The following is a 12,063-nucleotide window of genomic DNA, read 5'->3' on the forward strand; positions in this document are numbered from 1 at the left end:
GTAGCGGTCGATATCGGTTTCCGACATGTCGTAATAGCCGAGCGGGCGCGGCAGCTGCGTCAGCGTCGGGGTGATGAAGACATCGTAGGCGCCAAGGTCGCCGACGATGTCGCGGCCGACCTGCCTGAGCTGCTCGACGTCGGAGATGTGCCTGGTGCCGCTGGTCGCACGGCCACGCTCGATGATCGCAAAGGTCACCGCCTCGACATCGCCCGGTGTCACCGGCCGCCCCATCACCGTTTCAAGGTAGTCGAAGGTCGCCGCCGTCTGCACGCAGGTCATGTTGGTGTAGGTCTTCCACACAGCATCGGCGTCGAGCGGCATGTCATGCTCCTCGACATGGTGGCCGAGCCGCTCGAGCGTCCCCACGGTCTCCAGCACCGCCGCCTTCACCTCCGGATCGATCGCGGTGCCGTTGGGCGGCGTGACGGAAAAGCCGATGCGCAGCTTCGTTGGCGCCCGCGCCGACAGGCTGAGCCAGCTGCCATCAGGAACCGGCGGCGTGTAGGGGTCGCCCGGCAGCGCGCCGGCGACCGCGTCGAGATAGGCCGCCGTGTCACGCACCGTGCGCGAGCAGCAAAGAAAATAGGCGCCGCCATACCAATAGTCGCCGAACGGCGCGAGGCTGACGCGGCCGCGCGACGGCTTCAGGCCGACGATGCCGCAGCAGGAGGCCGGGATGCGGATCGAGCCGGCGCCATCGCTGGCTTCGGCGATCGGCACCATGCGCGAAGCAATCGCCGCGGCCGCTCCGCCGCTGGAGCCGCCGGGCGTGATGCCTTCCTTCCACGGGTTCTTCGTCGCGCCGTAGAGCTTTGGCTCGGTGGTGATCGACCAACCGTTCTCCGGCGCGTTCGACTTGCCGACCAGCACCAGCCCGGCCGCCTTCATGCGGCGAACCACTTCGGTGTCGAAATCGGCGACGACATCTTTCAGGTAGAATGAGGAGTTGGTGTTCGGCGCCCCGGTCCAGGACGAGGCCAGCTCCTTGAGCAGGAATGGCACGCCGGCGAAGGGCGCTGATGTGTCGACCGTCTGCGCCTGGGCGCGCGCCATGTCGTAGAGGCGATGGATGACCGCATTGAGCGTCGGGTTGAGCCGATCGACCAGCGTGATCGCCGCTTCCACCAGCTCCGCCGGGGTAACGTCGCCGCGCTTCACCAGCGCCGCAAGGTCCAGCGCGTCGGACTCGGCATAGGTTTTCAGCAGACTGTCGGTGACGGCGGCCATATCTCTCTCCTTCGGCGGATAGCTTGTGTTGATGCTGCTCCTGCGGAGAACTGTATTGGGGCATCGGCCCCCTCACCCAGCCTCCGCTTCGCTCGGCTGACCTCTCCCCGAGGGGAGAGGAGACTTGCAGCGCCAGCGCCACCCTCTTCTCCCCAACGGGGAGAAGGTGGCCGCGAAGCGGCCGGATGAGGGGGCTGGCGCGACTTCAGGCCAGGTCGATGGTGCGCCCCAGTGCGATGCTCTGCTCGGCGGCCAGCACGATGCGCAGACTGTTGACCGCCGCATCCATCTGCTCGGTGAGGTCGAGATCCTCGCGGATGGCGCGCAGGAAGAAGGCCTGCTCGCGATCGCACAGTTCCTGGTGGCCGGGTTCGTCCTCCATGCTGACGATCTCGTCGGGTTTGGAGAAATTCTTGTCGCCGTCGACAGCGGCATAATGGATCTTCAGCGCATCGGTCTTGGTGTGGCGGTCGATGTCGGCGGAATTCGAAACCTCTGCCAGCTCGGCAACACTGCTTGCCTGCTGGCCGGCGACGATCGACACCGCGCCCTTGGGGCCGACGACGTCCTTCACGAAATAGGCCGTCTCGCTCATCATCGGGCCCCAGCCCGCCTCGTACCAGCCGACCGAACCGTCATCGAAGGTGACGTGCAGATGGCCGTAATTCTGCTTGTCGGCTTCCGCCCAGAGCTTGGCGCCGATGCCGTGCACGCGCACCGGCTTGGCGCCGGTCAGCTGGCACATGACGTCGACATAGTGGACGCCGCAATCGACGATCGGGATCAGCGAATCGATCAGGTTCTTGTGCCAGTGCCAGGCGCTGCCGCTGCTCTGCTGGTTGAGGTTGAGCCGCATCACCAGCGGCTTGCCGAGCGTCTTGCCGACCTCGATGAACTTGATCCACGACGGATGCACGCGCAGAATATAGCCGAGCACCAGCTTGCGGTTCTTGGCCCGCGCCGCCGCGACCACCTTCTCGGCATCCTCGTTGTTGGTGGCGAGCGGCTTTTCCATGAACACATGGCAGTTGGCGGCGATTGCCTTCAGCGCGTATTCGGCGTGGGTGTTCGGCCAGCTGTTGATCGAGACGGCGTCCGCTTTTGTTTCCTTCAGCGCCTGGTCGAAATCCTCGTAGAGTGGGTAGCCGGCTAACTCTTCCGGAATCTTCGTGTTGCTCTTGATCGACCGGCTCATGATGCCGACGATCTCGAAACCGTCGAGCCGGTGATAGGCGCTGGCATGCGACGCACCCATATTGCCGAGACCCACCACCAGCACTTTTACCTTGTCGGACACCGAATATCTCCCAGGTTTTGATTGAATTGTGCGCGGCGATCGGTTGCCGCTCGTATGTCTATCCGAGACAATCACCTCAGGTCAGCGCCGCCGCTCATTGCCCGGCCCTTTCCTCTCCCCCGTCGATCGGGGGAGAGGTGTCGAGCGAAGCTCGACGGAGTGGGGGTCGAGACCCTCGCCGCGCGCTTGAGGTCTCTTGCTCGTCAGATTGTGCCTGTCTTGTGGCGACTGCGCGTTTGACGAACGCCTTTCCCCACTCCGTCGCCGCTTCGCGGCGCCACCTCTCCCCCCTCCGGAGGGAGAGGAAAGGAGCCAAGGCAGGGTAATGGAGGGCGGCCGACATGACCCGTTGCGCAGCCCTACTTCACCGCCGAATCGAACAGATGCGCCTTGATCTTCTCGACATCGAGCGCGGCAAAACCTTCCGACAGCTTGACGCCGTCGGCATCGGCCTTGACCTTGGCCTTGTCGAAATCATTGGCCGGGCCGATCAGATCGTTGGTGCAGACATCCTCGGCCTTCACCGGAGCGGTGATCTGGCCGATCTTGTGGATTTCGTCGAAGAAGCCCTGCCAGCTCGCCATGTCGTGCGAGCCCCAGCCGCCGCGCTTGTCCATGTCGCCGCGGAAAACGTTGATCTGCTGCAGGATCGAGGTGGTGCCGAGCTCCGGCCCGAGATTCTTGGCCAGCGTCGGGAACTGCTCGAACACCGCTTCGACCGCCGCGCGTGGATTCTGGTAGCCGAATTCGAGGCCCATCGCCCAGCCGCGCAGGTACTTTTCCAAAAACGCCTTGCGGTCGGGATCCTCGAGATCGGCGGCACGCACGACGAAGGTGTTGGCCGGCAGCTTCGAATTCTGCACGCCGAGCCAGTATTCGAAGTCGAGCCCCTTGGCGATCCATTCGGCGCGCAGCCCTTCCCACGACAGGGCGGCGTCGCCCTGGCCGCCGGCCAGCGCCGTTCCCCAGGTCGGCCAGCCGGCCTCGACATATTTCACCTTCTTGATGTCGACGCCCTGCGCGGCCAGCAGCGGGTCGGTGATCGACTGCCAGGCGGCGGAGCCGAGCAGGATGGTCTTGCCTTCCAGCTTCTTCAGGTCGTTCGATCCCTCGCCCTTGCGGAAGGCGATGCTGAACGTGTCGCGCGCGCCCATATGGAACACCGACTTCAGCTTCATGCCGTTCTGGATGGCGAAGGAGAACACGCCGGGCGACGGGAAGCCCATATCGGCCTGGCCGACATCGACGAACTTCACCGTCGCGGTGCCGTCCGATGGTCCCGGCTGCATGTCGGTGTCCAGCCCGTCGAAATAGCCGGCCTTCTTGGCCGCCCAGTAGGGATAGTCGTCGAGCACTTCGAGCGTGCCGCGCGGCGAGATCCAGGTGAATTTTCCGTAGGGTTCGGCCCTGGCCTTCGGGCCGGTGGCGCCAAGCGCCGTCGCCGTCACCAGCCCGGCGCCGGTGACCTGCAGGAAGTAGCGGCGGCTGATCCCCGCCGGGTTGATCGAGTTCTCTTTGGTCATGGCATTCCCCTTTTTTGTTGATGTCAGTCTCTTGCCGCCCGCCTCCCGGGCGCCGTCATATCCCTGTGTTCAAGCCTCCCAGCTCGCCCATTTCTTGCCGATCAGGAAGAACAGCACGTAGATCAGGATGCCGAGCGTCGACAGGATCAGCACCACCGCGAAGAACTGCGGCATCTGGATCATCGACGAATAGGTGGTCAGCCGGTTGCCGAGGCCGAAACCGCCGCCGACCATTTCCGCGCCGACCGCGGTCAGCAGGCCGAAGATGGCGCCGATCATCAGCCCGACCAGGATCATCGGCAACGCCATCGGCGCACGGATCTTCCAGAAGATCTGCAGGGTGCTGGCGCCATAGGAACGCGCCAGCGCGATCTTGGCGCTGTCGACGCGGCGAAAGCCTGTCGCCGCATTGATCATCACCATCGGCCCGGCGGCCAGTGCCACCGCGATGATGCGCGGCGTGTAGCCGAAGCCGAAGCGCAGGATCAGAAGCGGCACCAGCGCCAGCATCGGCGTGGTGACCAGAAGCAGGATGTAAGGCGCGACGATTTTTTCCGCGAACGGGAATTGGGTGATGACGGCGGCCAGCACCAGGCCGATGATGGCGCCGATGGTGAAGCCGGACACCAGCTCGACCAGCGTGTAGCCGAGATGCGGCGCGATCAGCGGAAACTCGTCGAACAGCGCATAGGCGATCGAGCTCGGCGGTGGCATGATATAGAGCGGCACGTGGAACAGCCGCCGCGCCAGTTCGATGCCGCCGATGATGATCACCGCCACGGCAAGAATGGCCGCCACCTCCTTGCCCGACTTGATGCCGGGGCCGCTGGCGAAGGCGGACAGGTTGGTCAGGCTGACCTCATGGCCATCGCCCGCCTTGGCGCCCGACTTGGACTTTGAGAATTCCGGAATGGCATCGCCCCCGCTCACGGCCTGATCCTCACGATTTCGGCGCTCGGGCGCTCCGGCGCTTTTGGCCGCGTGCGTTCGCCGACAATGTCCATCTTGATCCGGTTGGTGAGGTCGAAGACCTCCTTCGTCGCCATGATCTCCAGCGAACGCGGCCGTGGGAACGGCACGCGGTATTCCTTGGCGACCCGTCCCGGCCGGGCGCTCAGCACCACCACCCGGTCCGAGAGAAAAATCGCTTCCTCAATCGAGTGGGTGATGAAGACGATGGTTGTCTTGGTGTCGAGCCAGATCTCCTCGACCAGCCGGTTCATCTCCTCGCGGGTGAAACTGTCGAGCGCGCCGAACGGCTCGTCCATCAAAAGCACCGAGGGCTTTAGCGCCAGCGCCCGCACGATCGCCGCGCGCTGCTGCATGCCGCCCGACAGCTCGCGCGGAAACTTGCCGCCGAAGCCATCGAGTCCGACCCGGTTGAGCAGATGCGCGATCCACGCCCGGTCCGGCTTCTCGCCCTTGATCTCGAAGGGGAAGCGGATGTTGGCGTCGAGGTTGCGCCACGGCAGGAGGTTCGCCTCCTGGAAGACGATGCCGATATCGGGATGCGGACCGGTGATGGCCTTGCCGTCGAGCCGGATCTCGCCGCTGGTCAGGCTGTGCAGGCCCGACATCGACCACAAAAGCGTGGTCTTGCCGCAGCCGGAAGGGCCGACGATCGAGACGATTTCATTGACGCTGACATCGACGCTGCAGCGGTCCAGCGCCAGCAGGTCGCCGGAGGCCGTGTGATAGATCTTGGTCGCTGCCTGCACGCCAAGCTTCGGCTTTTTTGCATCGCCCGTGTTCATCTGCCCCCCGGGAAGATTGCGCGATGATCCATTGGCTCATCCCCAGCGAAAATCAGTCTGTAACTATCCTACTTTCCTGTCAAGCGCCGACGATAGCAGCCGTATCACGAAAATCGATTAGTATACCTATCATGTTGTTTTAATGTCGGTTTTACGGCCTTGAAATGCATGTTGCTTTCCTACATACTTCGGAACTGACACGGACCGGAGAGGAACGGAGGAAGGTGAGCTTTCCCCAACGACACGCTGCGGTTGCGATCCGGTCGGGCACGTGGAGCCAGGGCGTGCAAACATGCTAAGACGACAGCCTCGCAACCCAGGGAAAGACCAGGACCCCATGACCGACGCTGGCAGCCAGGACGAGCCTGTTCCAGGCCCCGATACCGAGGGACGCGATCCTGTCCGGCGCATCCCCGACATCATCTCGCTGGTCAAGGATTCCTACAGCGAATTGCGCCCAGCCGAACGGCGTGTCGCCGATGTCGTTCTCGACGACGTCAAATATGCCGTCGACGCCTCCAACGCCGCCCTTGCCCAGCGCGCCGGGGTCAGCGAACCGACGGTGACCCGGTTCTGCCGCGCCATCGGCTGCGAGGGCGTGCGCGATTTCAAGCTGAAGCTGGCGCAGAGCCTCGTCGTCGGCGCGCTCTACCTGGCCAAGTCGCCTTCCGTCAGCAATGACAATGGCATGCCGTTCTGGAACGTCGTGTTCGGCGAGGCGCGCCGGGCGCTGCAGGAGGCCGAGCGGCAGCTCGACCCTGCGCAGCTGCAGAAAGCCGCCGAGCTGATCGCCAAGGCGCGCCAGGTCACGGTCTTCGGCCTCGGCGGCAGCTCCTCGGCGCTGGCGCAGGAAACCCAATACCGGCTGTTCCGCTACGGCATCACGGTCAGCGCCCAGTGCGATCCCTATCTGATGCGCATGACCGCCTCGACGCTCAAGCCCGGCGATCTGGTGATCGCCATTTCGGCGACGGGACGCACCCGCGAGGTGATCGAGGCCGTCGAGCTCGCCAAGCATTACCGCGCCAATGCGATCGCCGTGACCGCGCCCGACACCGAGCTCGCCCGCACCTGCGACGTCAGGTTGACGGTGGCGGTGCCGGAATATCCCGACACGCTGAAGCCGACGGCATCCCGCTTCGCCTTCCTGGCGGCGATCGACCTGCTGGCGGTGGCCTCCGCCTACAAGCTCGACGGCTCGGCCCGCGAGACGGTGCGCCGCATCAAATACAACGCCCAGATCCACCGCACCGGCAAGGAGATGGAGCCGCTCGGAGACTAGCTCCCTTCTCCCCGTTCACGGGGAGAAGGTGCCGGCAGGCGGATGAGGGGCAGCGCCGGGTTCGACAGTTGCCATTCCAACACAGATTAGACGCACGCAGGAAGAGGGAAAGAGATGCTCGAAATAGCACCCACGAAACAGGCAGCCGCATGGCTCGAATCCCTGGCGCAGGCACTCGCAGCCGGCGACGTGGCGGCGGCGAGCAACCTCTTCGTCGACGATTGCTACTGGCGCGATCTCCTGACCTTCACCTGGAACATCACGACCATGGAAGGCCGCGCGGCGATCGCCGACATGCTGGCGACGACGCTGGCGACGGCCAAGCCGAGCGCGTGGCGGCTGACCGGCGAGGCGACCTCGGACGACGGCACCATCGAGGCGTGGTTCAGCTTCGAAACCGTGGTGGCCAGGGGGGAGGGCATCATGCGGCTGCGCGACGGCCGCTGCCGGACATTGTTCACGGCGATGGCCGACCTCAAGGGCTTCGAGGAGCGCAAGGGCGCGGCGCGGCCGCTCGGCGTGCGCCACAAGGCCGATCCCCAGCGCGAGACCTGGTCGGAGGCGCGGGCGCGCGAGACGCGCGAACTCGGCACTGATGAACAGCCCTATTGCCTGGTCATCGGCGGCGGCCAGGGCGGCATCATGCTGGGGGCGCGACTGCGCCAGCTCGGCGTGCCGGCCATCGTCATCGAGAAGAATGCCAGGCCGGGTGACTCCTGGCGCAACCGCTACCGCACGCTCGTGCTGCACGATCCGGTCTGGTACGACCATCTGCCCTACATTCCCTTCCCCGAAAACTGGCCGGTGTTCACGCCCAAGGACAAGATGGGGGACTGGCTGGAAATGTATACGCGCGTCATGGAGCTCAACTACTGGGTCGCCACCAAATGCCTCAGCGCCAGCTATGACGAGGCCGAAAAAGTCTGGACCGTGGTCGTCGACCGCGTCGGCCGGCAGATCACGCTGAAGCCCAAGCACATCGTCTTCGCCACCGGCGCCTACGGCCCGCCACGGCGGATCGATCTGCCGGGTGCCGGCCGGTTCAAGGGCGAGTTGCTGCACTCCAGCCAGTATGCCAGCGGCGACAAATTCCGCGGCAGGAAGGTCGCCGTCATTGGCGCTGCAAGCTCCGGCCACGATGTCTGCGTCGACCTCTGGGAGAGCGGCGCCGAGGTCACCATGATCCAGCGTTCGCCGACGACAGTGGTCAAGTCGGACACGCTGATGGAAGTGGGCTTCGAGATCTTCTCGGAAGACGCACTGGCGCGCGGCATCACCACCGAGAAGGCCGACATGATCGTCGCCTCGACGCCGTTCGCGCTGGTGCCCAAGGGCCAGCGGGCGCTTTACGAGGTGATCAAGGCGCGCGACGCGGCCTTCTACGACCGCCTGCGCGCCGCCGGCTTCGCCATCGATTTCGGCGACGACGAGACCGGCCTGTTGATGAAGGCCTACCGCACCGGCTCCGGCTACTACATCGATGTCGGCGCCTCCGACCTGATCATCGACGGCAAGATCGGCATCCGCAGCGGCGTCGCCATCAAGTCGCTGACCCCGAGCGGCATCCTGTTCGAGGACGGCAGTGAACTCGCCGCCGACGCCATCATCGCCTGCACCGGCTATCAGTCGATGAACGAGAATGTCGCCGCGATCGTCTCGCGCGAAGTCGCCGACAAGGTCGGCCCGTGCTGGGGTCTTGGCTCGGGCGTCAAGGGCGACCCCGGCCCCTGGCAAGGCGAGCTGCGCAATATGTGGAAGCCGACGGCGCAGGAAGCGCTCTGGTTCCACGGCGGCAATCTGGCGCTGTCGCGCTTCTATTCCAAATATGTCGCGCTGCAGGTCAAGGCGCGGATGGAAGGCATTGAGACGCCGGTTTACGGGGCGGTGAGCAACGCCGGGTAAAGTCGACCCCCACTCTGTCGAGCTTCGCTCGCCACCTCTCCCCCGATCGACGGGGGAGAGGAACGGCGCGAGTTCATCGGCCTTGGCTCCCTTCCTCTCCCTCCAGAGGGGGGAGAGGTGGCGCTGCGAAGCGGCGACGGAGTGGGGGAAGCCGTTCGCCAAACGCGCAGCCGCCCCAAGACAGGCACAAGCTGGCGAGATCAGCTAGTCGTGCCGATGCCCAAAGTGCCTCGCCGCAACCTCGACATGGGTATGCGCGGCATGCGCCACAAACCGCTCAGTCTCGCTGACATCGTTGACCGCTTCGTTCGGCCACCAGGTGCCGCCGATAACGATGCCTTCGCACACCAGCCTCTGGTCGGCGACCAATGACGCGCCGACCGCGTCGACGAAGGTGAAGCGGCCCGGGCGCTGACGGAGCACGGCGACGTCGCCGACCGTGCCGATGGCCAGTGTGCCCAGGTCAGGCCGCGCGATCGCCTGCGCCGGCGCTTGCGTGGCGGCGCGCAGGACCTCGACCAGCGGCATGCCGAGCGCCAGGAGCTTCGACATGCAGACGAGGATGTCGAAGGCGGGACCGTCGACGCAGTAGAGATGCACGTCGCTCGAGATCACGTCGGGCGCCAGCCCTTCTTCGAGCATGGCGCGGGCGACGGCGAAATCGAACGAGCCCATGCCGTGGCCGATGTCGAAGATGACGCCGCGCTCGCGCGCCAGCCGCATGTCGGGCCGCACCGCGCCGGAAGCGAACACCGGCGCATTCGGGAAAGGCCGGAAGCAATGGGTGAGAATGTCGCCCTTGCGCAGGCGCGGCAGCACTTCCGAGCGGCCGGGCGGCGGTTCGTCGATATGCGCCATCAGCGGCAGGCCGGCCTGGTCGGCGGCCTCCAGCGCCAGATCCACCGGCGCGATGCCGCTGGTGCCGCCGGCATGCTTGCCCGAGCGAACCTTTACGCCGACCACGACATCGCGGTGCTCGCGCACCGCAGCCACAACCTCGCGCGGCTCGCAGAGCCTGAGATCGCTGCACTCGCCGACCGACACCGTCTGCGAGAAGCCGAAAATGCCGGCAAAGGAAATGTTGACATAGGCCAGGATGCGAACCTTCGAGCGCTCCATGACATGGCGGCGGAAGCCGAGGAAATTGCCGGCGCCCGCACTGCCGGCATCGATGAAGGTGGTGGTGCCGCTCTTGGCGGCCAGCCGGTCGGCATCGACGCCAAGCGACGTGCCGCCCCAATAGACGTGGCTGTGCAGGTCGACCAGGCCCGGCGTGACGATGCAGCCGGCGGCATCGACGATCTGCGCGGCGCTGTCCGCCGGGATATCGGCGTCGACCGCGGCAACGCGGCCATTGGCGATGGCGACATCGCGCAGCGAGTCGAGGCCAGCGGCCGGATCGATCAGCCGTCCGCCCTTCAGCAGGAGGTCGAATTGCATGGGGTAACCTCCGCTCGTTGCTTTGCTTACAGAGGCCGATAGGCGACCGCCTCGACCTCGATCTTGATATCGATCATCAGCCGCGATTCGACCGTGGTGCGGGCCGGCGGGTTCTTCGGAAAGTGCCTGGCATAGACCGCGTTGAAGGCGCCGAAATCGCGCGCGTCTTCCAGCCACACGGTGGTCTTCACCACATCGTCCATGGTGCAGCCGGCCAGCGCCAGCGCGGCCTTGACGTTGGCGAGCACCTGCTCGGTCTGTTCCGATATGCCGCCCTTGACCACGATGCCGTCGCTGCCGACGGGAACCTGGCCCGAGACATAGACGAGATCGCCTGCCCGCACGGCGGGCGACAACGGCACATGCGACGTTCCAAAACACTGTTTCGGCAAGGGACAAGCCTCCTCTGATGACAGGACGGGGTGCCATTGCAGCGCCCGCTTCGATCGACATTTACGCCGATCCGGCCGATCCTCATAGGGGCCTTGTTGGAAAGCAACATTCTTGGAAATCTGCGTTGCTTTATTACAAGAGCCCTTGCATCGTACGCGCTGACGGGCGGCTTGGAAGCCGCACCGCACAGACGCATTTGCCAGAGCGGAGATACCAGCAATGACCTACGACAAGAACCCGTTTCCATCAGGCGATGCCGATCGCCACGCGCTCTGGGAAATGCTGGTGCGGCGCGACATCGACGCTTTCATCGGCCAGGACTGGGCTATGGTCGAGGATGATTTCGTCGCCGAGAGCTTCTTCGGCATGCATGCGCATTTCCTGCACAACGCCGACGCCTGGCGGCTGCAGTTTCCAAGGCTCGAAGTCTATCGCGACGAATGGCTGCGCCAGGCCGAAGAGACGGCGGCGACCAAATTCGCCGAGCCGCTGCGCGAGGCGCTGTTTCGCGTCACCAACATGCGAGACATCGACGTCGACGGCGACCGCGCCGTGCTGCACAAGAAGTTCGACGGCTCGGTCGCCAAGGCGGACGGCAGCGTCGACCGGCTGAAATGGCAGACGCTGTATTTCTGCAGCAAGGTCGGCGGCAGCTGGAAGATATCAGGCTTCGTCGGCTACATGCCGCATCCGCTCGGCAGCTAGAGCCAGCTGATCAGTAGAGCGTGACGAAGGCCGGAAACAGCATGCCGGTCGCCCGGAAATGCTCGACCAGTTCGATGGCCGGGAAGATGGCGAGGAAATAGAGCCCGTCGAAAAACGTGCGCTTCAAAGCCCGCGTCGAGAACTGCAGTTCGTCATCGTCGCGGTAGAGCAGCGGGTTTGGCCAGAACCGGGGCGTGCTCTTGGTGTAGGCAAGATAGGCCGGGCCGAACTTGCCGAGCAGAAATTCGGCTTCCTTGCGCGCCGTGACGCGAAAGATGAAAAAGCTGGCAAGGCCCAGCGCCACGGCCGCCATCAGCGAGCCGTAGAGCAATCCAATGCCGACCGCGCCGACCGTCGAGAAGAAATAGAGCGGGTTCTGCGTGGTCGAGAACGGTCCCGTCGAGACCAGTTCCTCGTTCTTCTTGCCGCCGACATAGAGAATGCTCCACAGCCGCCCGACGACACAGACGAGCACCAGGCAAAAGCCGAAGAATTCGATCGTTTCGTGCCCGTCGGAGCCCTCGCTCAGCCCCGGCT

Annotated in this window: 11 protein-coding genes; 3 read left to right on the plus strand and 8 right to left on the minus strand. The window is 64.8% G+C overall.

Features of this window, described 5'->3' with window-relative positions; all coding sequences use genetic code 11:
- The 5 genes from EN991_RS07770 to EN991_RS07800 all read right to left on the minus strand — a co-directional run.
- The coding region (locus tag EN991_RS07770; protein ID WP_127368506.1) for an amidase family protein at window positions 1–1,230 on the minus strand (1,230 nt) is incomplete at its 3' end.
- Window positions 1,231–1,435: 205 nt separating this feature from the next.
- Window positions 1,436–2,527, minus strand: coding sequence for a Gfo/Idh/MocA family oxidoreductase (locus EN991_RS07775; RefSeq protein ID WP_063169586.1), 1,092 nt, complete (start codon window positions 2,525–2,527; stop codon window positions 1,436–1,438).
- Between the two features lie 359 nt (window positions 2,528–2,886).
- The gene (locus tag EN991_RS07790) at window positions 2,887–4,050 is read right to left on the minus strand and encodes an ABC transporter substrate-binding protein (RefSeq protein WP_027162853.1); all 1,164 of its coding nucleotides are present in this window, start codon (window positions 4,048–4,050) and stop codon (window positions 2,887–2,889) included.
- Window positions 4,051–4,119: 69 nt separating this feature from the next.
- Window positions 4,120–4,980, minus strand: coding sequence for an ABC transporter permease (locus EN991_RS07795; RefSeq protein ID WP_127368507.1), 861 nt, complete (start codon window positions 4,978–4,980; stop codon window positions 4,120–4,122).
- A complete protein-coding gene (locus tag EN991_RS07800; RefSeq protein WP_127368508.1) occupies window positions 4,977–5,804 on the minus strand; it encodes an ABC transporter ATP-binding protein in 828 nt (275 codons plus the stop codon). The genes EN991_RS07795 and EN991_RS07800 overlap by 4 nt, the downstream gene beginning before the upstream one ends.
- 337 nt (window positions 5,805–6,141) lie before the next feature.
- Here EN991_RS07800 and EN991_RS07805 point away from each other — a divergent pair, with 337 nt between their 5' ends.
- Together EN991_RS07805 and EN991_RS07810 are read left to right on the plus strand one after the other, a co-directional pair.
- Window positions 6,142–7,086: a MurR/RpiR family transcriptional regulator gene (locus EN991_RS07805; protein WP_127368509.1), complete on the plus strand. Its 945-nt coding sequence runs from the start codon at window positions 6,142–6,144 to the stop codon at window positions 7,084–7,086.
- Between the two features lie 114 nt (window positions 7,087–7,200).
- Window positions 7,201–8,988 (plus strand): NAD(P)/FAD-dependent oxidoreductase, encoded by a 1,788-nt coding sequence (locus tag EN991_RS07810; protein WP_127368510.1) that lies wholly within the window; start codon window positions 7,201–7,203, stop codon window positions 8,986–8,988.
- Between the two features lie 204 nt (window positions 8,989–9,192).
- Here EN991_RS07810 and EN991_RS07820 read toward each other — a convergent pair whose 3' ends face one another.
- Together EN991_RS07820 and EN991_RS07825 are read right to left on the minus strand one after the other, a co-directional pair.
- Window positions 9,193–10,428 carry an amidohydrolase/deacetylase family metallohydrolase gene (locus tag EN991_RS07820; RefSeq protein WP_127368511.1) on the minus strand — a complete coding sequence of 412 codons (1,236 nt, stop codon included), beginning with the start codon at window positions 10,426–10,428 and terminating at the stop codon, window positions 9,193–9,195.
- Window positions 10,429–10,454: 26 nt separating this feature from the next.
- Entirely contained in the window at window positions 10,455–10,820 is a 366-nt protein-coding gene (locus EN991_RS07825; RefSeq protein WP_063169591.1) for a RidA family protein, read from the minus strand.
- A gap of 220 nt (window positions 10,821–11,040) precedes the next feature.
- Here EN991_RS07825 and EN991_RS07830 point away from each other — a divergent pair, with 220 nt between their 5' ends.
- Window positions 11,041–11,526, plus strand: a complete 486-nt coding sequence (locus tag EN991_RS07830; RefSeq protein WP_127368512.1) for a hypothetical protein — start codon at window positions 11,041–11,043, stop codon at window positions 11,524–11,526.
- A gap of 10 nt (window positions 11,527–11,536) precedes the next feature.
- On the opposite strand, the gene EN991_RS07835 is transcribed toward EN991_RS07830, so the two are convergent.
- Window positions 11,537–12,063: isoprenylcysteine carboxylmethyltransferase family protein (locus tag EN991_RS07835; RefSeq protein ID WP_164768911.1), on the minus strand; the 527-nt coding region annotated here is incomplete at its 5' end.

It is taken from the genome of Mesorhizobium sp. M7A.F.Ca.US.005.03.2.1, assembly GCF_003997795.1.
In the GTDB taxonomy this organism is placed as follows: domain Bacteria; phylum Pseudomonadota; class Alphaproteobacteria; order Rhizobiales; family Rhizobiaceae; genus Mesorhizobium; species Mesorhizobium ciceri.

What these genes read in the sequence shown, in the direction of transcription:
- EN991_RS07820 (WP_127368511.1), bottom strand. Translation starts at nt 10,428, where the DNA reads ATGCAATTCGACCTCCTGCTGAAGGGCGGACGGCTGATCGATCCGGCC.
- EN991_RS07830 (WP_127368512.1), top strand. Translation starts at nt 11,041, where the DNA reads ATGACCTACGACAAGAACCCGTTTCCATCAGGCGATGCCGATCGCCAC.
- EN991_RS07810 (WP_127368510.1), top strand. Translation starts at nt 7,201, where the DNA reads ATGCTCGAAATAGCACCCACGAAACAGGCAGCCGCATGGCTCGAATCC.
- EN991_RS07790 (WP_027162853.1), bottom strand. Translation starts at nt 4,050, where the DNA reads ATGACCAAAGAGAACTCGATCAACCCGGCGGGGATCAGCCGCCGCTAC.
- EN991_RS07805 (WP_127368509.1), top strand. Translation starts at nt 6,142, where the DNA reads ATGACCGACGCTGGCAGCCAGGACGAGCCTGTTCCAGGCCCCGATACC.
- EN991_RS07800 (WP_127368508.1), bottom strand. Translation starts at nt 5,804, where the DNA reads ATGAACACGGGCGATGCAAAAAAGCCGAAGCTTGGCGTGCAGGCAGCG.